This window comes from Aeromonas dhakensis (assembly GCF_002285935.1).
Classification (GTDB): Bacteria; Pseudomonadota; Gammaproteobacteria; order Enterobacterales; family Aeromonadaceae; genus Aeromonas; species Aeromonas dhakensis.
Genome location: NZ_CP023141.1, coordinates 3,121,732 through 3,145,936 on the forward strand (window position 1 = coordinate 3,121,732; position 24,205 = coordinate 3,145,936).

Below are 24,205 nucleotides of genomic sequence, written 5' to 3' on the forward strand. Positions count from 1 at the left end.
TTGGAGGTGCCTCACGTTTTTATGGCTGAAAAATAAAAAGATCCGGCGCTGGCCTGATTGTTGCTCTTGTCAGTTTCAAGGGGCTTTTTATGCGTGGTTGTGGATGGGCCCCATTTATTCACCCTGTCAATGAGCAGTGCCGCTGCAAGGAGATCAACATGGGCGATATTATGCGACCCGTTCCCTTCAAGAACCTTCTGGTCCGTATCTTCTCGGAATATAAAGCGAGTCAATCCATCTTCGGCATTCCCGCCGCGCAATTCTATCGCAAGCAGGACGAGCGCAAGATCAAGGTGTTCGGTGAAACCTGCGAGACCCCCATCGGCCCGGCAGCCGGCCCCCATACCCAGCTGGCCCAGAACATCGTCACCTCCTGGCTGACCGGCGGGCGCTTTATCGAGCTCAAGACGGTGCAGATCCTGGACCGTCTCGAACTGGAAAAGCCCTGCATCGATGCCGAAGACGAGTGCTTCAACACCGAGTGGTCCACCGAGTTCACCCTGCCCAAGGCCTTTGACGAGTACCTGAAGGCGTGGTTTGCCCTCTACCTGCTGGAGGAGGTGTTCGACCCGCGCCTCGACGGGGAGGCCAAGTCCTTCATCTTCAACATGAGCGTGGGTTACAACCTCGACGGCATCAAACAGCCACCGATGCAGCAGTTCATCCACAGTCTGATGGATGCAAGCCAAAGTCCGAAATTTGCCGAGTACCAGCAGGTGCTGCGCGAGCTGGTGGCCGACGAGCAGTTTATCGCCGAGCTGGGACTGGGGGCGCGGCGCGATCGCCTGCAACAGCTGGCGGACTGCATCCCGGCCACCCTGGTCCACGGTGTGACCCTCTCCACCATGCATGGCTGTCCACCCAACGAAATCGAGGCCATCTGCCGCTACATGCTGGAGGAGAAGGGGCTCAACACCTTCGTCAAACTCAACCCGACCCTGCTTGGCTACCCGCGGGTGCGCGAGATCCTCGATACCTGTGGTTTTGATTACATAGGTCTGAGCGAAGCATCGTTCGATCACGATCTCAAGCTGGATCAGGCCAAGGCGATGCTGACCCGATTGATGGCGCTGGGGGCCGAGAAGGGGCTCACCTTCGGGGTCAAGCTGACCAATACCCTCGGCACCATCAACCGCAAAGGGGCACTGCCCGGCGATGAGATGTACATGTCCGGCAGGGCGCTGTTCCCGCTCTCCATCAACGTGGCCGCCGTGCTGTCTCGTGCCTTCGATGGCAAACTGCCCATCTCCTATTCGGGCGGTGCCAGCAAGTTCAACATCAGCGATATCTTCGAGACTGGCATTCGTCCCATCACCATGGCCACCGACCTGCTCAAACCGGGTGGCTACCTGCGCCAGCTGGAGTGCCTCAACGAGATCGACGCCTCCGACAGTTGGGCCATGGCTCAGGTGGATGTCGCCAAGCTGGAGGCCCTGGCCGCCAAGGCGCTCACCATGGATTACACCCAGAAGGAGTGGAAGTCCGACGATCGCATTGAGGTGGGTGGCGGCCTGCCGCTGACCGACTGCTACGTGGCGCCCTGCGTCACCGCCTGCGCCGTGCATCAGGATATCCCCGAGTACATTCGTCTGATGGGCGAGGGGGAGTATGTGGCAGCTCTTGAGCTGATTTATCAGCGCAACGCCTTGCCTGCCATCACCGGCCATATCTGTGATCACCAGTGCCAGTACAACTGCACCCGTCTGGACTACGACAGCCCGCTCAATATCCGCGAGCTGAAAAAGGTAGCCCTCGAGTTGGGCTGGGAAGGTTACAAGGCCCGCTGGCACAAACCGGCAGGCAGCGGTGACAAGCACCCGGTTGCGGTGATTGGCGCCGGCCCGGCCGGTCTCTCCGCCGGTTACTTCCTGGCCCGCGCCGGTCACCCGGTCACCCTGTTCGAGCGCGAAGCGGATGCTGGTGGCGTGGTCAAGCACATCATCCCCGAGTTTCGCATTCCGGCGGAGCTGATCCAGCATGACATCGACTTTGTCGCCGCCCACGGGGTCAAGTTCGAGTTTGGCTGCGATCCGGCGCTCACCGTCGACAAGCTGCAGGAGCAGGGCTTTACCTATGTCTTCGTCGGCATCGGCGCCGACAAGAATGGCGGCATGCGCCTCGAAGGGGGACACGAGCGGATTTACAAGTCTTTTAACTTCCTGCGCAGCTTCAATCAGGGCAAGCCGCTGCCGCTGGGCCGCCATGTGGCTGTGGTTGGTGCCGGCAACACAGCCATGGATTGCGCGCGCGCCGCCCTCAAGGTGCCCGGTGTCAGCGATGTCACCGTGATCTACCGTCGCAGCGAGAAAGAGATGCCCGCCTATCGCGAGGAGTATCTGGAAGCGGTGGAGGATGGAGTGCGTTTTTGCTTCCTCACCAATCCGGAGCGTTTTGAGAAAGATGGCAAGCTTGTCGTGCGGATGATGGCGCTGGGGGAACCTGACGAGCAGGGTCGCCGCCGCCCGGTGCCCACCGAGCAGACTGAAGTGATGCAGATGGATGCCCTGATCACCGCCATCGGCGAGCAGCCTGACTGCGAGGTATTGAAAGCCATGGGCATTCCCCTTGGCAGCGATGGCTGGCCCGAGGTGGATGGCCAGACTGGCGAAACCAGCCGTCGCAACGTCTTCCTCATCGGCGACGTGCAAAGCGGCCCGTCCTCCATCGTCGGTGCCATCGGCGGTGCCCGCCGCGCCGCGGATCGGGTGCTGGCCCGCGAGCATATCGCCAGCCAGCAGCGTGACGTGACCACCCAGCCGTCGGGCAAGGACGAGATCTACCGCCGCAAGGGAAACATCGCCGTCACTATGGTGGACAAGGGCGAGCGCGATGCCTTCGTGGCGCAAGAGGCGCACCGTTGCCTCGAGTGCAATTACCTCTGCAGCAAGTGCGTGGATGTCTGCCCCAACCGGGCCAACGTCGCCATCGCGGTGCCGGGCTTCAAAGACGAGTTCCAGACCCTGCACCTGGATGCCTACTGCAACGAATGTGGCAACTGCGCCCAGTTCTGCCCCTGGCAGGGCAAGCCCTATCAGGACAAGGTCACCATCTTCAGCCTGCCCGAGGACTTCGACAACAGCCACAACCCCGGTTTTTATCTGGCTGACGGTGGCGAACTGCGGGTGCGTCAGGATGGTGAGACCTATCGCCTGACCATAGACGCCCAGAGCCAGATTTTGGATGCGCCAGCAGCCCTTGGCGACATGTGCCGGATCATCAGCCATGTCCATGCTCATCACCACTACCTGCTGGGGGCCGTCGAGGCCTGAGCGAACAACGAATAAGCGAAGGAGCCAACCATGTTTATTCTGAAGAACGTCACCGCTGTCCAGCTGGAGCCGACCCGGGTGCTGGAAGGGGTGGATATCGCCATCGAAGGATCGCTGATCAAAGCGGTGGGGCCCAATCTGCGGGCCCTCTACCCGCAGGCCACCTATCGGGAGATGGGGGGCAAGCTGGTGATGCCGGGCATCGTCTGTGCCCACAACCACTTCTACTCCGGCCTGTCGCGGGGGATCATGGCCAACATCGCCCCCTGCCCGGACTTTATCTCCACCCTGAAAAACCTCTGGTGGCGGCTCGATCGGGCGCTCGATGAGGAGTCCCTCTATTACAGCGGTCTCATCTGCTCGCTGGAAGCGATCAAGAGCGGCTGCAGCGCGGTGATCGACCACCACGCCTCACCCAACTTCATCAAGGGCTCCCTGAACGTGCTGCGCAAAGGGTTTGTGGAGGCGGGTCTGCGCGGCATGACCTGCTTCGAGACCACGGATCGCAACGGCGGCCTCGCCGAGCTGCAGGTCGGGGTGGAGGAGAACATATTGTTCGCCCAACAGATCGATGCGGCCAAGGCCAAGGGGAGCGAACCCTATCTGGTGGAGGCTCATATCGGTGCCCACGCCCCCTTCACCGTACCTGACGAGGGGCTGGCCATGCTGCGCGAAGCGCTGCAGGTCACCGGCCGCGGGCTGCATATCCATGTGGCGGAAGACCGCTACGACATGGCCCACGGCCACCACCACCATGGCAAGGAGCCCATCGCCCGGCTGGACGAGTTTGGCCTTGTCGACAGCAAGACCCTGATCGCCCACGGTATCTACCTGAGCCCGGCCGACATCGAACTGCTCAACAGCCGTGATGCCTTCCTGGTGCATAACGCCCGCTCCAACATGAACAACCACGTGGGCTACAACCTGCACCTGCCGGAATACCGCAACCTGGCGCTCGGCACCGACGGTATCGGCTCCGACATGCTCGAAGAGCTCAAGTTCGCCTACTTCAAGCACAAGGATGCCGGCGGGGCCCTGTGGCCCGACAGCTTTGCCCGCTTCCTCTGGAACGGCAACACCTTGCTTGAGCGCAACTTCGGCGCAAAATTTGGCCGTCTGGAGCCGGGTTACAAGGCCGACCTCACCATTTGCGACTACGCCGCACCGACCCCGCTGGCCCCGCGCAACCTCGGCGGCCATCTCGCCTTCGGCATGGGCTCATCCTCGGTCAACAGCGTGATGGTCGAGGGACGCATGGTTTATCAGGATCGCGAGTTCGCCTTTGACGTCGAGCCCCTTTATGAGCAGGCCAGCAAGGTGGCAAGCCGCTTGTGGCAACGAATGGACGCGCTGGCCTGAGGCCGCCCTCCGCACGTTTGGACTGGATTGCCCGCCCTGTGGATTTGCCCGGTGGCGGGCAGCAAGAGTAAGGACGACACATGATTGAGCAATTCTTCCGACCCGAGCAACTGGGTCAGGCTTTGGAACTCAAGGCCCGCTTTGGCAACGACGCCGTCTACATGGGGGGCGGCAGCAAGCTCAACGCCGCCCCGACCCGCACCGACAAGAAGGTCGCCATCTCGCTGGACAAGCTCGGGCTTGGCCAGATTGAGCAGCAGCACGGTCAGCTCCACATCGGCGCCACCGTCACCCTGCAAGCCCTCAAAGACGACCCCCGTACCCCGGCCGCCCTGTGCGAGGCGCTGGGGTTTGTCTACTCCCGCCATCTGCGCAATCAGGCCACCATTGGCGGCGAGCTTGCCTGCCAGCAGCAGGACTCCCCCCTGCTGCCGGTACTGCTGGTACTCGAAGCCGTGGTGGTGCTGGAGAACAACCAGCTGCAACCCATCGATGCCTACCTGGCCGGCCAGCGCAAGGAGCTGGTGCTGGGGGTGGTGCTGCCGGAGCCCGAGCTGCGCTGCGCGACTCGTCGCATCAGCCGCAACGCCGATGGTCTGGCGGTGATGACTGCCGCCGTGGCCCTCGACGCCCTTGGCGAGATGCGGGTCGCCCTGGCGGGTGTCACGCCGCAACCGATGCGTTTGCGGGATGTGGAGCGTCATGAGCTGCGGGATGCGGCGCTCGAAGCGGCCGTGAGCGCGCTGATTGCGCCGCGCGCGGATCTCGGTGGCAGTGTGGCCTACAAGCGCTATATCAGCGGCGTGGTAGTGGCGGATCTGCTGGTGGAGTGCCAGCAGCAGGAGGTACAGGCATGATGGAACTCAATTTCACCCTGAACGGTGCCCTGCGCACCGTCATCACCCCGGCTGGCGAGAATGCCCAGCGGGTGCTGTTCAACCAGTGCCGGATGCACTCGGTGCGCAACAGCGACGACGGCTTCGGCTTCGCCGGCTCCGACGCCATTCTCTTCAACGGCAAGGTGATCAACGCCTCCCTGCTGATCGCCGCCCAACTGGAGGGGGCGCAGGTGCGCACCGCAGAGTCGCTCGGCAGCTGGAACCAGCTCAGTCTGGTGCAGCAGGCCATGGTAGACGTGGGTGTGGTGCAGTCCGGCTACAACGATCCGGCTGCGGCGCTCATCGTCACCGACCTGCTTGATCGCCACCCCGAGCCCAGCCGTGATCAAATCGACGACGCCCTCTCGGGCCTGTTTCACCGGGATGGCGGCTACCAGCAGTTCTATCAGGCCATCGAGCTTGCCAGCTCGCGCCTCAAGGATCCCGATTACCTGTGCCAGATTGCCCCCGAGTTTCGTGACGACCTGCGCCATATCGGCAAGAGCTGCCCGAAAGTGGACGCTGCCAAGATGGTGCAGGCCAAGCCCTGCTACGTGGAGGACAGGGTCAGCGAGGATGCGCTGGTCATCAAGATGCTGCGAAGCCCCCATCCCCATGCGGTGATCACTAGGCTCGATGTGAGCCGCGCCGAAGCCATGCCGGGGGTGGTGCACGTCATCACTCACCTCAACTGCCCGGATGTCTACTACACCCCGGGTGGCCAGAGCGCCCCCGAGCCGTCACCGCTCGATCGCCGCATGTTTGGCCGCAAGCTGCGTCACGTCGGGGATCGGGTGGCCGCCGTGGTGGCCGAGAGCGAAGCCATCGCATTGGCGGCGCTCAAACTCATCGAGGTCGAGTATCAGGTGCTGCCGGCGGTCATGAACATAGGCGAGGCGATGGCCCCCAATGCGCCGCTGGTGCACGATGAGCCTATCGTCTATATGGCCGGTGCGCCAGCGGATCTCGAGCAGCAGAACGCCTGCTCGGTGCGTCGCGGCGACGAGCACATGATCATCAACTTCCCCATTGGTTCCCGCCCCCACGAGAACCTGGCCGCCAGTGTCCATGGCCAGATTGGCGATGTGGCCAAGGGCTTTGCCGAGGCGGACGAGATTGTCGAGCGCACCTACGAATCGACCCAGGCCCAGCAGTGCCCGACCGAGCCGCACATCTGCTTCACCTACATGGATGGGGATCGGCTGGTCATTCACGCCTCCACCCAGGTGCCGTGGCACGTGCGCCGTCAGGTGGCGCGCATCGTCGGCATGAAGCAGCATCAGGTGCACGTGATCAAAGAGCGGGTAGGGGGCGGCTTTGGCTCCAAGCAGGATATCCTGCTGGAAGAGGTGTGCGCCTGGGCGACCAAGGTGACCGGCCGTCCGGTCACCTTCCGCTACACCCGTGAAGAGGAGTTCATCAGCAACACCTCCCGCCACGTGGCCAAGGTGAAGGTGAAAGTGGGGGCCAAAAAAGATGGCACCATCACCGCCATCGACATGGATTTTCGCGCCAACACCGGCCCTTACGGCAACCACTCATTGACGGTGCCGAGCAACGGCCCGGCGCTTTCCCTGCCGCTCTATCCGTGCGAGAACGTGCGCTTTACCGTCAATACCTACTACAGCAACATCTGCCCGACCGGCGCCTATCAGGGTTATGGCGCGCCCAAGGGCAACTTCGCGCTGACCATGGCGATTGCCGAACTTGCCGAGAAACTGGGCATCGATCAGCTCGAGATGGTGGAGCACAACCGGGTACACGAAGGGGACATTCTCAAGGTGCTGGGGGCCATCGGCGAGGGCAAGATGCCTACCTCGGTGCCCCACGCGGCCAGCTGTGCCCTTGAGCTCATCCTCAAGCAGGGCCGCGAACTTATTGCCTGGGATAGTCCCAAACCCGCCGACGGGGATTGGCGCATCGGCCGTGGCGTCGCCATCATCATGCAAAAATCGGGGATCCCGGACATCGATCAGGCCAACTGCATGGTCAAGTTGGAATCGGACGGCACCTTTATCGTCCACTCCGGCGGTGCCGATATCGGCACCGGCCTCGATACCGTGGTGGCCAAGCTGACCGCCGAGGTGCTGCACTGCCCGCTCGGGGATGTGCACGTCATCTCAGGTGACACCGACCACGCCCTGTTCGACAAGGGGGCCTACGCCTCGTCAGGCACCTGTTTCTCCGGCAACGCGGCCAAGAAGGCGGCCGAGAACCTCAAGGAGAAGATCCTGTTCCACGGCGCCGCCATGCTGGGCGAGCCGGTAGCCGATGTTGAGCTGGCGTTTCCGGGCCTGGTACGCGGCAAGCTGGGGGAGGTGAGCCTCGCCAAGCTGGCCCACAAGGCGGAGACAGGTACCGGCTTCGGTATCCTGGTGGGCACCGCCAGCTACATCACGTCGGAGCTGGCCTTCCCGTACGGCGCCAACTTCGCCGAGGTGGCGGTCAACGTCAGAACCGGCGAGATCCGGCTCGACAAGTTCTACGCCCTGCTCGACTGCGGCACCCCCATCAACCCGGAGCTGGCGCTCGGCCAGATCTACGGGGCGACCATGCGGGCCATCGGCCACTCCCTGACCGAGGAGATCTGCTACGACGGCAAGGGCATTCCGCTGACCCGGGATCTGAAGAGCTATGGCGCGCCCAAGATCGGCGACATTCCGCGCGATTTTCGGGCCTTCCTAGTACCGAGTGACGACAAGGTCGGCCCTTACGGCGCCAAGTCCATCTCGGAGATCGGGGTCAACGGCGCGGCGCCCGCCATCGCCACCGCCATCCACGACGCCTGCGGTGTCTGGCTGCGCAAGTGGCACTTCACGCCGGAGCAGATCCTGCGCGAACTGGGCAAGCTGGAGCAACAAGCGTCGGCATAACAAAAGAAAAGGTGAGGGGCGGGCGCTGGCTCGCCCCCAGCACCTGACAGCGGAATGAGTACTCCGCCCATATTCTGTGTGATGGGACAATCAAGATGTCTAAAACAACACGCAAGCACTCGGACCTGATTTACGCGCTCGAAGACAAACCACCCTTTTACCAAACCCTGATGGGGGCCGTGACCCACCTGCTGGCCATCTTCGTGCCCATGGTGACGCCGGCCCTGATCGTGGGCGGGGCCCTTGGCCTCTCCACCGAGACCACCGCTTACCTGGTCTCCATGGCGATGATCGCCTCCGGCATCGGCACCTGGCTGCAGGTGAACCGTTACGGCCCCATCGGCTCGGGGCTGCTCTCCATCCAGTCGGTCAACTTCTCCTTCGTGACAGTGATGATCGCGCTGGGCAGCGCCATGAAAAAAGATGGCCTGCACGAGGAGCTGATCGTTTCGACCCTGCTCGGGGTCTCCTTCGTCGGCGCCTTCCTGGTGATGGGCTCCTCCTTCGTGCTGCCCTACCTCAAGCGGGTGATCACCCCGACCGTGAGCGGGGTGGTGGTGCTGATGATTGGCCTGAGCCTCATCAAGGTGGGGATCATCGACTTTGGCGGCGGCTTCTCCGCCATGAGCAGCGGCACCTTCGGCAAATACGAGAACATCGGCCTGGGGCTGCTGGTGCTCTGCGTCATCGTCGCCTTCAACTGCAGCAAGAGCCCGCTGCTTCGCATGAGCGGCATCGCCATCGGCCTGCTGGTGGGCTATGCGGTGGCCCTGATGCTCGGCATGGTGGATTTCTCCGCCCTTGAGAACCTGCCGCTCATCACTGTGCCCATCCCGTTCAAGTACGGTTTTTCCTTCGATCTGCACGCCTTCGTGCTGGCCGGCACCATCTATCTGTTGAGCGTGCTGGAGGCGGTGGGGGACATCACCGCCACCGCCATGGTCTCCCACCGGCAGATCCAGGGCCCCGAGTTTCAAAAACGGCTCTCCGGCGGCGTGCTGGCGGACGGCCTGGTGTCGGTGATCGCCTCGGCGCTCGGCTCCCTGCCGCTCACCACCTTTGCCCAGAACAACGGCGTCATCCAGATGACCGGGGTGGCCTCGCGCCACGTGGGCAAGTTCATCGCCGTCATCCTGGTGCTGCTCGGCCTCTTCCCGGTGGTGGGGCGCTTCTTCACCACCATCCCGTCCCCTGTAATGGGGGGCGCCATGGTCATCATGTTCTCCATGATCGCCATCGCCGGCGGGCGCATCATCATCAGTCACGGCTTCGATCGGCGCGAGACCCTGATCGTCGCCACCTCGCTCGGACTGGGGCTCGGGGTCTCCTACGACCCGAACGTCTTCAAGGTGCTGCCGGCGGGGATCTACATGCTGGTGGAGAACCCCATCTGCGCCGGCGGCATCACCGCCATCATCATGAACCTGGTACTGCCCCAGAGCCGCAGACGCCAGGCGGCCGCCAATGCCGCCGAGGCGGTGGAGCTGATCCAGCTGAGCGACAAGCCCGACACCCGTTTTGCCACCCGGCCCGCCTCGTCGGTCACCGCCCGCCAACAGGGGCTGGCGACGGACGAGGCCCAGGTGCGCGCCCCGCAAGTGGATCGCGGCTAACGAACAACAAGAGGGAATTGAGAGATGAAAAACGACAACTCCGTCAAGGCGGTGCGTGGCAGCTTCTTCGACATCACCCGGGTGGTGAGCCAGCCCGAGGAGATAGAGCCCAATGCCCGCCTCATCGAGGATGGCCTGCTGATCATCCGCAACGGCTGCATCGACTGGTTCGGCCAGTGGGAGGAGGGCCGTGATCGCATTCCGGCCCAGGTGCGGGTGCGGGATTATCGCGGCAAGATGATAGTGCCCGGCTTTGTCGACACCCACATCCACTACCCGCAAAGCGAGATGGTGGGGGCCTATGGCGAGCAGCTGCTGGAGTGGCTCAACCGCCATACCTTCCCGGCCGAGCGGCGCTACAACGATCTCGAGTATGCCCGCGAGATGTCCACCTTCTTCATCAAGCAGCTGCTGCGAAACGGCACCACCACGGCGCTGGTGTTTGGCACCGTCCACCCCGAGTCGGTGGATGCCCTATTCGAGGCGGCCAGTCGCATCAACATGCGGATGATCGCGGGCAAGGTGATGATGGATCGCAACGCGCCAGATTATCTGCTCGATACCGCCGAGAGCAGCTATGCGCAGAGCAAGGCGCTCATCGAGCGCTGGCACGGCAACGGCCGCTTGCTCTACGCCATCACGCCGCGCTTTGCCCCCACCTCGACCCCGGCGCAGCTGGCGATGGCGAGACGGCTGCGCGAAGAGTACCCGACCACCTATCTGCACACCCACCTGTGCGAAAACAAGGACGAGATAGCCTGGGTGAAATCCCTCTTCCCGGCGCATCAGGGCTATCTCGACGTCTATCACCAGCATGGGCTGACCGGTCACAACTGCGTGTTTGCCCACTGCGTCCATCTGGAAGAGCAGGAGTGGGATTGCCTGAAGGAGACCGGCTCCACCATCGCGTTTTGTCCCACCTCCAATCTGTATCTGGGTAGCGGTCTCTTCAAGCTGCACAAGGCGTGGCACAAGCAGGTGAAGGTGGGGATGGGCACCGACATCGGCGCCGGCACCACCTTCAACATGCTGCAGACCCTCAACGAGGCCTACAAGGTTATGCAACTGCAGGGCGAGCGCCTCTCGGCCTATCAGGCTTTCTACCTGGCGACCCTGGGCGGCGCCCATGCGCTCGGGCTGGACGAGCAGATCGGCAGCTTCGCGGTGGGCAAGGAGGCGGACTTCGTGGTGCTCGACCCGGTCGCCACCCCGCTGCAGCAGCTGCGCTACGACAACTCCACCACCTTGCGCGACAAGCTGTTCGTGCTGCTGACCCTGGGGGATGACAGATCCATCTACCGCACCTATGTGGATGGTCAGCTGGTGCACGAGCGGGGCTGATCCGGTTTTCAAAGCAGAGGGGCGGGCATGCTCGCCCCGGGAACACGGCAGCAGGGGCCAGCGTGGTGCCTGCGCCGCACGACAGGCGAGGCGCTTGCCCCGCCACAGCAGGTGAAATGGCCCGGTTTTTTTTAGACGGCAAGTCAAACGTTTGCCTTGTCTGCCAACCCCATGATGCCGGCGACCGTGGCAGCAGAGATCCACGGCACCGACCGCCATTTCGACACGACACATTCAGGGATGCAGGAAGGAGTCGGCCATGAGCCAGACAAACAGGATAAACGAGATGGACGGGGCAGTTGCGGACAAGGGGGCGGCGGCGGGACGACAGCCCGCCGGCGGCGCACTCGATCGCTACTTCATGATCAGCGAGCGAGGCAGCAACGTGCGCCAGGAGGTGCTGGCGGGGCTCACCACCTTCCTCGCCATGGTCTATTCGGTGATCGTGGTGCCCAGCATGCTCGGCAAGGCGGGCTTTCCCCCCGGCGCCGTGTTCGTGGCCACCTGTCTGGTAGCGGGTTTTGGTTCGCTGCTGATGGGGCTCTGGGCCAAGCTGCCGATGGCCATCGGCTGCGCCATCTCGCTCACCGCCTTTACCGCCTTCAGCCTGGTGCTGGGGCAGCAGATCTCCATCCCGGTGGCGCTCGGCGCCGTCTTTCTGATGGGGGTGCTGTTTACCGCCATCTCGGTGACCGGGGTGCGCAGCTGGATCCTCGACAACCTGCCGATGGGGATCGCCCACGGCACCGGTATCGGCATCGGGCTCTTCCTGCTGCTGATCGCCGCCAACGGGGTGGGGCTGGTGATCAAGAACCCGCTGGAGGGGCTGCCGGTGGCGCTGGGGGCCTTTACCTCCATGCCGGTCATCATGTCTCTCATCGGGCTGGCGGTCATCGTCGGGCTGGAGAAGCTTAAAGTTCCGGGCGGGATCCTCTTGGTGATCATCGCCATCTCCATTTTCGGCCTCATCTTCGATCCGGCGGTCAAGTACCAGGGGCTGTTCGCCATGCCGAGCCTCGCCGACGAGCAGGGCAACTCCCTCATCTTCAGCCTGGACGTTGTGGGGGCGCTTTCGCCGCTGGTGCTGCCAAGCGTGCTGGCGCTGGTGATGACGGCGGTGTTTGATGCCACCGGCACCATTCGCGCCGTGGCGGGGCAGGCCAACCTGCTGGACAAGGACGGCCACATCATCAACAGCGGCAAGGCGCTCAGCGCCGACTCCATCAGCAGCATCTTCTCCGGTCTGGTGGGGGCCGCGCCGGCCGCCGTCTACATCGAATCGGCGGCGGGCACGGCTGCTGGCGGCAAGACCGGCCTCACCGCCACCGTGGTGGGGGTCTTGTTCCTGCTGATGCTGTTCCTCTCGCCGCTCTCCTACCTGGTGCCGGCCTATGCCACCGCACCGGCGCTGATGTACGTGGGGCTGCTGATGCTGAGCAACGTCGCCAGACTCGACTTCGATGACTTTGTCGGGGCCATGTCCGGCCTGCTGTGCGCCGTCTTCATCGTGCTCACCTGCAACATCGTCACCGGCATCATGCTGGGCTTCAGCGCCCTGGTGATCGGCCGCATCTGTTCGAAGGAGTGGCGCAAGCTCAACGTCGGCACCGTCATCATCGCCCTGGCGCTGGTGCTCTTCTACGCCGGCGGCTGGGCCATCTAGTCCGCATCGCGTCCTTCTCTATCGCGGGGCCAGCCTCTCTTGGCCGGCCCCGCCCTTCAAACCTAACTCATACCATTTTGATAACGGGGCTTACCAGATTGATAACGCCGCCCGGCAATCGCGCTGCCGAGTCCTCCATGGGCTGCTGCCCCGGGGCCGGTCACGGCCATGACGGAGCGCCTGATGGGCGCCGGATGGGATCTTCTTCACACTTCTTCCCTTTGCTTACCGCCTTTGCCCTCCGGTTGGCCCGCCTTGCCGGAAACGGGCGCATATCTTGCTGTTTTTTATACCGGTTCTGATTTTTCTGCCTGACAAAGGACTTGCATATGTCCATAGGATTACCGCTCAAGCGGGTGGATGCCGAGGCCAAGGTGACCGGCAGCGCCCGCTACACCGACGACAACATCATGCTCGGCATGCGCCACGCCAAGTACGTGCGAAGCAACATCGCCCACGGCAAGGTGCTCTCCATCGACGCCAGCGAGGCGCTGGCCCTGCACGGGGTCGAAGCCGTGTTCACCCACGAGGATGTGCCTACCACCTGCTTTCGCACCGCCGGTCACGCCTGGTCCCTCGATGAGGCCAAGCGGGATGTGAAAGACCGCCGCCTGCTCACCGATCATGTGCGTCACTTCGGCGATGGCGTCGCCATAGTCGTGGCCCGCGATCCGCTGGTTGCCGAGAAGGCCGCCGCCCTGGTCAAGGTGACCTACGAGCCGCTGCCGGTGATGACGGATGCGGCCAGTGCCCTGGCCGAGGGGGCCTGTCCCATCCACCCGACCGGCAACCTGCTGCGCCAGAGCCAGATCCGGGCGGGTGAGCCGGAGCAGGCCATCGCCGCCGCCGACTTGCAGTTCAAGGGACACTACCAGACGCCGGTGGTGCAGCACTGTCATCTGGAGACGGTGACCTGCTACGCCTACATGGATCAGCCGGACCACATCATCGTCGTCACCAGCACCCAGATCCCCCAGATTGTGCGCAGCCGGGTGGCCAAGTCCCTCGGCCTGCCCTGGTCCAGCGTGCGGGTGATCAAGCCCTACATGGGCGGCGGTTTTGGCAACAAGCAGGATGTGCTGGAAGAGCCGATGGCGGCATTTTTGAGCTACAAGCTCGGTGGCGTGCCGGTCAAGGTGACCTTGAGCCGGGAGGAGTGTTTCTTTGCTTCTCGTACCCGCCACGGTTTTGCCATCGACGGCACCCTCGGCATCAGCCGGGATGGCGTGCTCAAGGGGTATCAGCTCGACGTGCTCTCCAACACCGGCGGCTATGCCTCCCACGGCCACTCCATCGCCAGCGCCGGCGCCAACAAAATAAGCTACCTCTATCCGCGCAGCGCCTTTGGCTATGATGCCAAAACCTTCTACAGTAACCTGCCCACCGCCGGTGCCATGCGCGGTTACGGCGCGCCCCAGGTGGTGTTTGCCCTCGAATGCATGCTGGAAGACGCCTGCGCCGAGCTGGGTCTGGATCCGCTCGAAGTGCGCATCGCCAACGTGGCCCGCGAAGGGGACGTCAATCAGGTCAACCAGAAGACCATCTACAGCGCGGGGCTCCCTGAGTGCCTGCGCCGTGGCGGCGAGCAGTTCGAGTGGGAACGGCTCAAGGCCGAGTGTCTGGCGCAGGATCCGGCGAGCCGGGTACGGCGCGGCATCGGGGTGGCCTGTTTCAGTTATGGATCCAACACCTATCCGGTGGGGGTCGAAATTGCCGGCGCCCGCATGCTGCTCAATCAGGATGGCACCGTCAATCTGCAGATCGGCGCCACCGAGATAGGGCAGGGGTCGGATACCGTGTTTGCCCAGATGGCGGCCCAGACCTTGGGCATTCCGTTTGAGCAGATCCGGGTCATTTCGACCCAGGATACCGACATCACCGCCTACGATCCGGGTTCGTTCGCCTCGCGCCAGAGCTATGTGGCGGCCCCCGCCATCCATCAGGCGGCGCTGCAGCTGCGGGCGCGCATCCTCTCGCTGGCGGCCCAGCTCTGCCATCAGGATATGGGATCGCTCGCTCTGATCGACGGTTACGTGGTGCTGGCCGGTGCGCCGGACAAGGTGCTCATCAGCGTCGCCGAGGTATCGGTCAACGCCTACTACCACCTCACCATCGGTGGCCAGATCACCTCCGAGGTCTCCCACAAGACCACCACCAACCCGCCGAGCTTTGGCTGCACCTTCGTCGATCTCAGTGTCGACATCGATCTCTGCAAGGTGACCATCAACCGTATTCTCAACCTGCACGATGCGGGCAAGATCCTCAACCCGCAGCTGGCAGAGGGGCAGGTGCACGGCGGCATGGGGATGGGGATCGGCTGGTCCCTGTTCGAGGAGATGATCATCGACGCCAAGAGCGGCGTGGTGCGCAACCCCAACCTGCTCGACTACAAGTTCCCCACCATGCTGGATTTGCCCGAACTTGAGTGCGACTTCGTGCAGACCTACGAGCCCCAGTCGGTCTATGGCCACAAATCCCTGGGGGAGCCACCCATCATCTCGCCGGGCCCGGCGATCCGTAACGCCATTCGCATGGCGACCGGTGTGGCCATCAACGAGCTGCCCATCACCCCCAAGACCCTGTTTCGGGCGTTTGTCGCGGCGGGTCTGATTGGCGAGGGATCAGGGGAGGAGCAACGCCATGTTTGATATTGCCCGTTATTACAAGGCCTGCAGCGTGGCCGAGGCGGTCGCTCTGCGTCAGGCTGACCCCGAGGCGCGCCTTCTGGCCGGTGGCACCGATGTGATGATCCAGCTCCATCACCTCAACGCCGCCTATCGCCATATCGTCGATATTCACGACTTGCCCGAGCTCAAAGGGGTGAGCGAGCTGCCTGATGGGTCGATCCGTATCGGCTCCGGTACCACCTTTACCGAGCTCATCGAAAACGAGCTGGTGCAGCGCCGCCTGCCGATGCTGGCCGAAGCGGCCGCCACCATAGCCGGTCCGCAGATCCGTAACGTCGCCACCTATGGCGGCAATATCTGCAACGGAGCCACCAGTGCCGATTCGGCGGCGCCGACTGTTGCGCTGGAAGCTGAGCTGGAGATCGCCGGACCCAATGGCACACGCCGCATTCCCATCGCCGGATTTCACACCGGCCCGGGCAAGGTGGCGCTGCAACCGGCGGAGATCCTGGTGGCGTTTCATTTCGCCCCGGATACTCATCCCCATGTGGGCTCCCACTACTTCAAATACGCCATGCGCGATGCCATGGACATCGCCACCATCGGCTGCGCCGCCTACTGCCAGATTGAGGATGGTCACTTCAAGAGTCTGCGGCTGGCCTATGGGGTGGCGGCACCGACACCGGTGCGCACGCCTCACGCGGAAGCCGCGGCCGAGGGCCAACCCCTGACTCGCGCCACACTGGCAGCGATTGCCGAGGCTGTGGTAGCCGATGTGGCGCCGCGATCCTCCTGGCGGGCAGAGAAGGAGTTTCGCCTGCACCTTATCAAAACCCTGGCGCAGCGGGTGGTCGCTTGCGCAGTCGAACGTGCCGGAGGCAAGATCCTATGATGCAACCGCAAAGCTGTCCCGCGGTGGAGATCCAGTGCGAGATCAACGGAAAACCCTACTCCTATGCGGTGTCGCCTACCATGTCGCTGCTTCACTTCCTGCGCGGGCAGGGGCTGATCAGCGTGAAAGAGGGGTGCAGTGTCGGTGAGTGCGGCGCCTGTACCGTGCGGGTGAATGGCACGGCTATCGACAGCTGCCTCTATCTGGCGGTGTGGGCTGATGGCAAATCCATTCGTACCGTGGAGGGAGAGCGCAAGGGGAACGAACTCTCCGACGTACAACAGGCCTTTATCGAGGAGGGGGCGGTGCAGTGCGGTTTTTGTACCCCTGGTCTCGTGATGGCGAGCGCCGCCCTGCTCGACAAGACCGAGCGCCGTCCGCTGACCGATGCGGAGATCCGCCGCGGGCTGTCGGGCAATCTCTGCCGTTGTACCGGCTACCAGAACGTGGTGCGGGCGGTGAAGAAGTGCTGCAAGGGGTGATGGGTTCACCCCTCGATTAGCCTCGCAAACCGTCGTTCGGCAGCGAGGTGACAGCGGCTGAAATAGGCCACGAGGGTTATTTTCACCCCGCCGGTCAAACACGCATCCCGTTATTTCGGGCGGGCACTGGGGAACAGGCATACTGCACTGCCGGGCTGTCAGCACAAATAATGAACAGCCTGGTCCGCGCAGCGGCCTGGAAATGGCAAGCGACTGTTTTTACGCACTATGTCAACTTGTGTCGCCATCTTGTGCGCCTCTTTTGCCTATTGGCGGCAGCAAATACCGGTGGGCGGGAAATAACGGAAAATAACGGCAAGGGGGCGGAAAAAAAGCCCCTTTTTCGTCACGTGACCGCAACATTTTTCTGTAATTGTTAGCCAGCTCGCGGCGGCCCTGCGCCGAAACGGGCAGAGTAGGCGCCGTGGTTGGCCGAGGCCGCCATGATGCGCAATCAGAATCGTAACAAGGTGCTGCGGCCCGCCTGGCGGGGCGCAAAACATAACGTCAAAAAGAAAAGGAAACTGGCATGTCAGGAAGACACTCTCTGGTAGCGCTGGCCGTCGGGCTGGCGCTGGCGGGACAGGCACAGGCACAACTGCTCATCAGCGAATACCTGGAAGGCTCGGGCAACAACAAGGCGGTGGAGCTGAGCAACCTCGGCAGCGACGCCGTCGATCTCTCCCAATACCGGTTGGCGCTCTACGCCAACGGCAAACCCATCAGCGAATCCCCCACCAACAGCCTGACGCTGCAAGGCACCCTGGCCCCGGGGGCCACCCTGGTGCTGGCCAACCCCTCCGCCAGCAGCGAGATCCTGGCCAAGGCGAACCGTACCAGCGGCAACCTGGTGTTCAACGGTGACGATGCCCTGGTGCTCTATCGCGGTAGCGAGATAATCGACAGTTTCGGCCAGGTGGGGGTGGATCCGGGCACGGCCTGGGTCTCCGGCAACGTCTCGACCCTGGACATGACCCTGCGCCGCAAGGCTACCGTCACCATCGGCCGCACTGATGCAACCGCCCCCTTCGATCCGGCGCTCGAATACGTGGCCGCCCCGAAAGATGACGCCAGTGGCCTGGGTTGCAGCGGCGATGGTCCCTGCGATGGCACCCAGCCGCCCGCCTTCGTCTGCCCGGTGGACAGCCTGGTGCCGGTGCCCGCCATCCAGGGCCCGGGCAACAGCAGCCCGCTGGTGCCGGCCGGCAAGTTTGAATCGGAGCAGGCCTATGCCACCCGCGGCGTGGTGACTCAGGTGGTCAGCGGCCTCTACAAGGGCTTCTTCATTCAGGATGAGCAGGGGGACGGCGATCCGGCCACCTCCGACGGCCTCTTCGTCTACAGCACCAAGGCCAACGCTGCCATCGTGCCGGGGGCCGAGGTGTGCGTCTCTGGCAAGGTGAAAGAGTATTTCAACCAGACCCAGCTTAACGCCGACGAGCTGGTGGTGACCCGGCCCGCTGGGGCCGTGCCGGCTGCGGTGGATCTGGTGCCGGTGGCGGGTGAGAGCCTGAGTCAGCTGCTGGAGCGTCACGAGGGGATGCAGGTGCGGCTGGTGCCTGGCTCCAGCCTGGTAGTGACCCGCAACTTCAGCTTCGATTACGACGGTAAGCGCAACAACCTGGTGCTCTCTTATGGCGCGCCGCTCATCAAGTCGACCCAGAAGTTTGCCGCCATGAGCCTGGAGGCGAGCAACTGGGCCCTGCGCAACCAGCAGAACCAGCTGGTGGTGGAGACCGATGCCAAGGCGCCGGATGGCGTGCTGCCCTGGTTCCCCGGTTTCAACGCCGAGGACGGTTACCTGCGCATCGGCGACAAGCTCAACGGGCTGGAGGGGGCGCTTGGCTACTCCTACAACCTGTTCCGGCTGGTGGCCAGCAACCACATCGACGCAAGCCAGATTGATCACAGCGGCTGGGATCGGGTGGAAACCCCTGAGCTCGCCGAGGCGGGGGATCTGCGGGTCGCCAGCTTCAACGTGCTCAACTTCTTCACCACTGTGGTGGGGGGCGATGCCAACCCCACCGGCAGCAACCGGGGCGCCTTGACGGTGGCGGAGTTCGAACTGCAACGTACCAAGATTGTCAGCGCCATCACCCGTCTCAACGCCGACGTGGTGGGGCTGATGGAGATAGAGAACAACGGCTACGGCGACAACTCCGCCATCGCCAACCTGGTGGCGGCCTTGAACGCGGCCCTGCCGGACGAGGCGGATCACTACCGCTGGATTGCCTCGCCGGATGGCAAGCCCATTGGCACCGATGCCATCACGGTGGGGCTTATCTACCGGCCCGCCAAGGTGACCCCGGAGGGGGCCGCCAGCCTCATCGCGCTGCCGGTGCAGCAGGCCGAGGCGGTGGATGCCAGCGGCAAGCCGGTCACCATCAACCAGGGGATGCGCGAGTCGCTGGTGCAGCGCTTCAGCTCGCCCAAGGGGGATGCGCCGCTGACCCTGGTGGTCAACCACCTCAAGTCCAAGGGCTCCGCCTGCTTCGAGGATTACCCCGACTACGCCACCGCCGATCCCCTCGATGGCCAGGGCCACTGCAATGCGCTGCGGGTCTCCGCCGCCAAGGTGCTGGGGGAGAGCCTCAAGGATTTGGCCGGGGATCTGCTGCTTATCGGCGACATGAACGCCTACGGCATGGAGGATCCCATCCGGGTGCTGACCGACTATGATCCGGCCGCCCAATCGCGCCAGATCATGAGCGCCTCCTTCACCACCTTGGCGGGCCAGCCCTTCGAGGAGAGCGGCAGCGCCCTTGGCAAGGGGTATGGCCTTGTCAACCTCAACACCCGCTTCCACGGCACCGACACCTACTCCTACAGCTATGAAGGGGAGCTCGGCAACCTGGATCACGCCCTGGCAAACCCGAGCCTCGCGGCCAAGGTGATCGGCATCGAGGATTGGCACATCAACTCCGCCGAGAGCAACTTCTTCGAGTACGGCAGCAAGTACAGCGGCCAGCTGGCGAAATCCGAAGGGCCCTTCAGCGCCTCGGATCACGATCCCGTGCTGGTGGCCATCCAGTACCCGCTGCCGCCAGCCGGGGTATTGAGCCTCGAGAGCGCCGCTGCCAGTGTGGAGGAGGGCAACACCCTGACCCTGAGCGTGGCGCGCCGCGACGGCAGCTATGGGGAGGCCAGCGTCAGCTATCGCATTGCCTACGGTAGCGCGGACGCAAGCGACGTGGCGCCGCTCACCGGCACCCTGCACTGGGCCGCTGGCCAGAGCGACAGCCAAACCATCAGCATCCCGGTGAAGAGCGACACCCTGCACGAGGGGGACGAGACCTTTACTCTGGAGCTGTTTGATGCGAGCGGCGCGACCCTGGGCGAGCAGCACCAGACCCTGGTGACCATCAAGGACAAGCTGGCGCCGTCCACCATCTCGCTGGCGCGCGCCAGCCTGACGGTGAACGAGGGGCAGTGGTTTGCCGAGATTCCGCTGGTGCGCAGCGGCGATTTGAGCAAGCCGGCCCGGGCCCGGGTGGCCCTTGACGGGATCACGGCGCGCTGGGGGCTGGATTTCCTGCCCTGGTTCGGTCAATCGGTGAGCTGGGCCGCGGGCGAGGGGGGCAGCAAGTCGGTCAAGGTGCTGATCATCGATGACTGGTTTGTCGAGCCCACCGAGCAGTTCAAGGTGAGCCTGGCGGCGCTGCAGGGTGGCCAGCCGGGCAACCTGCAGGAGACCCGGGTCGACATTCTGGACAACGACAAGTCCTGGTGGCCCTTCGGTCGCCACTGAAGATGACTTCTCAATATGAAAAGGGGCCTGCGGGCCCCTTTCTGTTGTTTTTGTTGTCGGCCAAGAGTGCCAAAAACAGCGAGGCCCATCACCAGGATGGGCCTCTGAGCTGGACCAGCTGACGGGATCAGCTGCCGCTCTGGGGACCGTCGATCACCAGCTTGCCATCCTTGACCGGGATGGTGGCGCCGGGGGCCTTGTTCATGCGGATCACCCCTTCCTGACCGGCGAGGCGGTAGGTGACGTCATAGCCCAGGGTGCGGGTGCTGCTCTCCTGCACCGTCTTGCAGCGCTGCTCAGTGGTGGTGTAGGTATCACCGGCCTGCATGTTGCCCTGCACCTGGTTGCCGGCATAACCACCCGCCACGGCGCCGGCGGCGGTCGCCACCTTCTTGCCGTTGCCGCCACCGAACTGGTTGCCGAGCACGCCGCCCAGCGCCGCGCCGACCACGGTACCCAGGATCTTGTGCTCGTCCTGCACCGGTTTGCGGTGGGTCACGGTGACGTTGCGACACTCCTGACGGGGGGTCTTGATGGTCTCTGTCACCGCTTTGCTGGCCAGCACTTCGGCGAACTGAGGCTGTGATGAAAACAGGGATCCGCTGGCGGCGGCTGACAAGGCCAGCGCAGAGGCCACACCGATCCCGACTCCTGCCAACATGGATTTGTTCATTTTCTCTTCTCCTCAAATGCATCACGGGATGCGTCTCTTGCTTGCGGTCATCTTGGCACAAGGGCAAGGAGGCACAAGGCAAAGCCCGTGCGGGCACGACAACCCCTGACTGCACCGAAAAGTGCCTCGCCAAAAAGGTGTCGGGCTTTGGCGACAAAGGTGCAGTGAAGGGAGAAAAAGCGATCTGCGAGTGGCATTTTGCGATTCAGCTGGGCCTATTTTCCCATTTTGCGCCAAGCTCCTGCCACCAGCCGGCTGGCGCAGTGGCAAACAAGGGGGGCCTTGCCGCCAACAAGGGCCAGTCAGGGTGTGCCAACCGCTTGATAAATCACTGTTGCCAGGATGGCTGGCGGCCGATAACAGATCACGGCAAGCATTATGCTTGCTCTGTTGGCAGAGAGGATAAATCGCGCGTCTCTGGCGGCCCGCAGCAATGTGAGCCGGCAGGTCGCCACCCGCAGTCAGGCCAGATTCGGCTGCGGTCATCCGGTCAGCAAGGGGGTTCATATGTCGATGCTGCCAAGATGGATACAACCGGCCGTGCAGGCCGGCATCATCACCCGGGAACAAGCCCAGCGGCTGCTGGACTCCCTCTATCAACCCCTCTGTGAGACGGCGCAGGAGCTGCCCGCCGACCTTGCCGACATCAGCCTCAAGCTCTTCTGTTTTCGCCAGCAGCACAGGGTGCGCCACTAGTTCCCCCAGATCTGCGCCCTGGGTAAGACATGACCCCCGCCGGGGCGGGGGCCATCTACCCTAGATCAGCATCACCTGCGCCACCAGCATCAGGGCGCCGAAGCCCAGCACGAAGCCCACCATGGGCAGCACGAACCTGACCCACTGGTTGAACTGGATGCCGAGCATCTGCAGGGTGACCAGCACCAGCCCGGTGGGGGCCAGAAACAGCATGGCGTATTGCCCCCAGTTGTAGGCCGACACCACGATATAGCGCGGGATCATCACGGTATCCGCCAGCGGCGCCATGATGGGCATGGCGAGCACCGCCAGCCCCGAGGAGGAGGGCACCACCAGCCCCAGCAGGGTGAACACCAGCATCTGGGCTACCGCAAACACGGCGCCGTGCATGCCGGCCACCAGACTGGAGGCGTAAGCCAGGATGGTGTCCGAGATCATCCCCTGATCCAGCACCAAGTTGACCCCCCGCGCCAGCCCGATGATGAGGGACACCGCCACCAGCTCGGACGCCCCCTGAGTGAAGGCCTCGACCGCCTCTTTCTCCTTGAGGCCGGAGATAAGGATGATGACGATGGCGACGGCCAGGAAGGAGGCCGCCATCTGCGGGAACCACCAGCCAGCCATGGAGACACCCCACACCATCAGGGGGAAGGCGAGGATGAACAGGGTCAGGATGATCTTGCGGCGCAGGGTGAAGGGGACCGCTTCATCGAGGGAGCCCTCTTTCAGGAAGCGGGCCCGAAAGCTCTCTCTGTCTTCATAGGTGTAGGAGAAGGCAGGGTTGGCCTTGATCTTCTTGCAGTACCAGTAGAGGTAACCGATCACCACCAGGGTGCCCACCAGACAGCCGACAGCGCGAAAGCTCAACCCCTCGGTAAAGGGGATGCCGGCGGCGTTGGAGGCGATCACCACCGAGAAGGGGTTGATGGTGGAGAAGGTGGTGCCCATGGAGGCGGCGAGGAAGATGGCCCCCACGCAGACGATGGCGTCATAGCCGAGCGCCAGAAAGATGGGTACCAGGATGGGATAGAAGGCGACCGCCTCCTCCTCCAGCCCGCAGGTGGTGCCCCCCAGCGCCATGACGAAGCAGACCAGCGCCACGAAAAGGAACTCGTTGCCCCGGGTCTTGCGCGACAGCGCCACCAGTCCGGCATTGAAGGCGCCGGTCTTGTTGATGACGCCGATAAGGCCCCCCAGCACCAGGATGAAGACGATGATGTCGGCCCCCTCTATGGTGCCCTTGACCATGCTCACTGCCACGTCGGAGAGCCCCTTCGGCGCCTGGGTCAGCCGCTCATAGGTACCGGGGATGGCGATGGGCTTGCGGATGGTGCCGTTGACGAACTGCTCCACCCCGATATTGATGTCGAGCCTGGTCAGCTCATCCTGAGTGGCGGGCACTCGCCGGGTTTCCCCTTGCGGCGTGTTGATGGTCAGCATATGGCTGGCGGCATTATAAGAGAGCTTGGCATAGGCGCCCGCCGGAATTATCCAGGTGAGGGCGATGGCCAACAACATGATCAAAAACAAGATGGTAAACGCGCTGGGAAATTGTCTGCGGGTCTGGGTATTCGGCTCGGCACACATAAAATGCTCCTCGATAAAGCAGGTTCGGGCTCGGCGGAATATCGGGTCGATAGGGTTCCTTCGTCATGCAGCGGGAGTGCGCAAACTCACTGGCTGTAGCGCATCGTATGGCGAGAAATCTGGCCTGATATTGAACATTCGGTAGATTGTTTCACCAAGAAACCATAACCCGTCGAGGGGAAGCATGAACAGCGCTGCGGGCCTGCTTTATGGAAGCCGTCACAAAATATATTTCATGAGGAATCTGTCATTAATTTATTGGCAATAAACCGATGCGCTTGCTTATGCCATAAATATCCAGGAGGTGGTGTTTCTAAATATATCGATATCGGCAAGCCTGCAACCAGATATGGCCAGCTTGCATGCCAACATCAGCATATTCATTATTTGCCGGGTTTTATGCTGAGGATATTGGCCGTCGATATTTGTCGCTGAAAAAACAGGCACCGACATGCAGCTCGGTCAGATTGGCGGCGCCGGCGCAGCGCCTCTAAGACGTTTTGC

Annotated in this window: 14 protein-coding genes; 12 read left to right on the plus strand and 2 right to left on the minus strand. The window is 63.1% G+C overall.

The window, feature by feature from the left end; translation table 11 throughout:
* Window positions 1–158 precede the first annotated feature (158 nt).
* The 11 genes from ygfK to CK627_RS14680 all read left to right on the plus strand — a co-directional run bounded on the left by ygfK (window position 159) and on the right by CK627_RS14680 (window position 20,745).
* On the plus strand, window positions 159–3,269 hold the full coding sequence (gene ygfK / locus CK627_RS14630) for a putative selenate reductase subunit YgfK (RefSeq protein WP_095592716.1): 3,111 nt from the start codon (window positions 159–161) through the stop codon (window positions 3,267–3,269).
* A 30-nt stretch (window positions 3,270–3,299) separates the two neighbouring features.
* Window positions 3,300–4,628 carry a putative aminohydrolase SsnA gene (ssnA, locus tag CK627_RS14635; protein ID WP_095592717.1) on the plus strand — a complete coding sequence of 443 codons (1,329 nt, stop codon included), beginning with the start codon at window positions 3,300–3,302 and terminating at the stop codon, window positions 4,626–4,628.
* Window positions 4,629–4,708: 80 nt separating this feature from the next.
* On the plus strand, window positions 4,709–5,485 hold the full coding sequence (gene ygfM / locus CK627_RS14640; protein ID WP_095592718.1) for a molybdopterin-dependent oxidoreductase FAD-binding subunit: 777 nt from the start codon (window positions 4,709–4,711) through the stop codon (window positions 5,483–5,485).
* Window positions 5,482–8,379 carry a molybdopterin-dependent oxidoreductase Mo/Fe-S-binding subunit gene (locus CK627_RS14645; RefSeq protein WP_217349749.1) on the plus strand — a complete coding sequence of 966 codons (2,898 nt, stop codon included), beginning with the start codon at window positions 5,482–5,484 and terminating at the stop codon, window positions 8,377–8,379. Before ygfM ends, CK627_RS14645 begins: the two co-directional genes overlap by 4 nt.
* Before the next feature lie 95 nt (window positions 8,380–8,474).
* Window positions 8,475–9,992, plus strand: coding sequence for a nucleobase:cation symporter-2 family protein (locus CK627_RS14650; RefSeq protein WP_095592719.1), 1,518 nt, complete (start codon window positions 8,475–8,477; stop codon window positions 9,990–9,992).
* A gap of 24 nt (window positions 9,993–10,016) precedes the next feature.
* The gene (guaD, locus tag CK627_RS14655; RefSeq protein WP_024941735.1) at window positions 10,017–11,333 is read left to right on the plus strand and encodes a guanine deaminase; all 1,317 of its coding nucleotides are present in this window, start codon (window positions 10,017–10,019) and stop codon (window positions 11,331–11,333) included.
* A 286-nt stretch (window positions 11,334–11,619) separates the two neighbouring features.
* A complete protein-coding gene (locus CK627_RS14660; protein ID WP_095592720.1) occupies window positions 11,620–12,996 on the plus strand; it encodes an NCS2 family permease in 1,377 nt (458 codons plus the stop codon).
* A 329-nt stretch (window positions 12,997–13,325) separates the two neighbouring features.
* Entirely contained in the window at window positions 13,326–15,644 is a 2,319-nt protein-coding gene (gene xdhA / locus CK627_RS14665) for a xanthine dehydrogenase molybdenum-binding subunit XdhA (protein ID WP_095592721.1), read from the plus strand.
* Entirely contained in the window at window positions 15,637–16,515 is an 879-nt protein-coding gene (xdhB, locus tag CK627_RS14670; protein WP_095592722.1) for a xanthine dehydrogenase FAD-binding subunit XdhB, read from the plus strand. The genes xdhA and xdhB overlap by 8 nt, the downstream gene beginning before the upstream one ends.
* Window positions 16,512–16,997 (plus strand): xanthine dehydrogenase iron sulfur-binding subunit XdhC, encoded by a 486-nt coding sequence (xdhC, locus tag CK627_RS14675; RefSeq protein WP_095592723.1) that lies wholly within the window; start codon window positions 16,512–16,514, stop codon window positions 16,995–16,997. Before xdhB ends, xdhC begins: the two co-directional genes overlap by 4 nt.
* Before the next feature lie 529 nt (window positions 16,998–17,526).
* Window positions 17,527–20,745, plus strand: coding sequence for an ExeM/NucH family extracellular endonuclease (locus CK627_RS14680; protein WP_095592724.1), 3,219 nt, complete (start codon window positions 17,527–17,529; stop codon window positions 20,743–20,745).
* Between the two features lie 127 nt (window positions 20,746–20,872).
* Here the strand turns inward: CK627_RS14680 and CK627_RS14685 are convergent, their stop codons facing one another.
* Window positions 20,873–21,418, minus strand: a complete 546-nt coding sequence (locus tag CK627_RS14685) for a glycine zipper 2TM domain-containing protein (protein WP_016350791.1) — start codon at window positions 21,416–21,418, stop codon at window positions 20,873–20,875.
* A 507-nt stretch (window positions 21,419–21,925) separates the two neighbouring features.
* On the opposite strand from CK627_RS14685, the gene CK627_RS14690 reads away from it, so the two are divergent.
* Entirely contained in the window at window positions 21,926–22,114 is a 189-nt protein-coding gene (locus tag CK627_RS14690; protein ID WP_017764436.1) for a hypothetical protein, read from the plus strand.
* 60 nt (window positions 22,115–22,174) lie between these two features.
* Here the strand turns inward: CK627_RS14690 and CK627_RS14695 are convergent, their stop codons facing one another.
* Window positions 22,175–23,701, minus strand: a complete 1,527-nt coding sequence (locus tag CK627_RS14695) for a YfcC family protein (RefSeq protein ID WP_095592725.1) — start codon at window positions 23,699–23,701, stop codon at window positions 22,175–22,177.
* Between the last annotated feature and the right edge of the window lie 504 nt (window positions 23,702–24,205).

Bases quoted from the DNA above. Each gene is read 5' to 3' on its own strand.
- ygfK (WP_095592716.1), top strand. From the start codon at position 159: ATGGGCGATATTATGCGACCCGTTCCCTTCAAGAACCTTCTGGTCCGT.
- ssnA (WP_095592717.1), top strand. From the start codon at position 3,300: ATGTTTATTCTGAAGAACGTCACCGCTGTCCAGCTGGAGCCGACCCGG.
- ygfM (WP_095592718.1), top strand. From the start codon at position 4,709: ATGATTGAGCAATTCTTCCGACCCGAGCAACTGGGTCAGGCTTTGGAA.
- CK627_RS14645 (WP_217349749.1), top strand. From the start codon at position 5,482: ATGATGGAACTCAATTTCACCCTGAACGGTGCCCTGCGCACCGTCATC.
- CK627_RS14650 (WP_095592719.1), top strand. From the start codon at position 8,475: ATGTCTAAAACAACACGCAAGCACTCGGACCTGATTTACGCGCTCGAA.
- guaD (WP_024941735.1), top strand. From the start codon at position 10,017: ATGAAAAACGACAACTCCGTCAAGGCGGTGCGTGGCAGCTTCTTCGAC.
- CK627_RS14660 (WP_095592720.1), top strand. From the start codon at position 11,620: ATGGACGGGGCAGTTGCGGACAAGGGGGCGGCGGCGGGACGACAGCCC.
- xdhA (WP_095592721.1), top strand. From the start codon at position 13,326: ATGTCCATAGGATTACCGCTCAAGCGGGTGGATGCCGAGGCCAAGGTG.
- xdhB (WP_095592722.1), top strand. From the start codon at position 15,637: ATGTTTGATATTGCCCGTTATTACAAGGCCTGCAGCGTGGCCGAGGCG.
- xdhC (WP_095592723.1), top strand. From the start codon at position 16,512: ATGATGCAACCGCAAAGCTGTCCCGCGGTGGAGATCCAGTGCGAGATC.
- CK627_RS14680 (WP_095592724.1), top strand. From the start codon at position 17,527: ATGTCAGGAAGACACTCTCTGGTAGCGCTGGCCGTCGGGCTGGCGCTG.
- CK627_RS14685 (WP_016350791.1), bottom strand. From the start codon at position 21,418: ATGAACAAATCCATGTTGGCAGGAGTCGGGATCGGTGTGGCCTCTGCG.
- CK627_RS14690 (WP_017764436.1), top strand. From the start codon at position 21,926: ATGTCGATGCTGCCAAGATGGATACAACCGGCCGTGCAGGCCGGCATC.
- CK627_RS14695 (WP_095592725.1), bottom strand. From the start codon at position 23,701: ATGTGTGCCGAGCCGAATACCCAGACCCGCAGACAATTTCCCAGCGCG.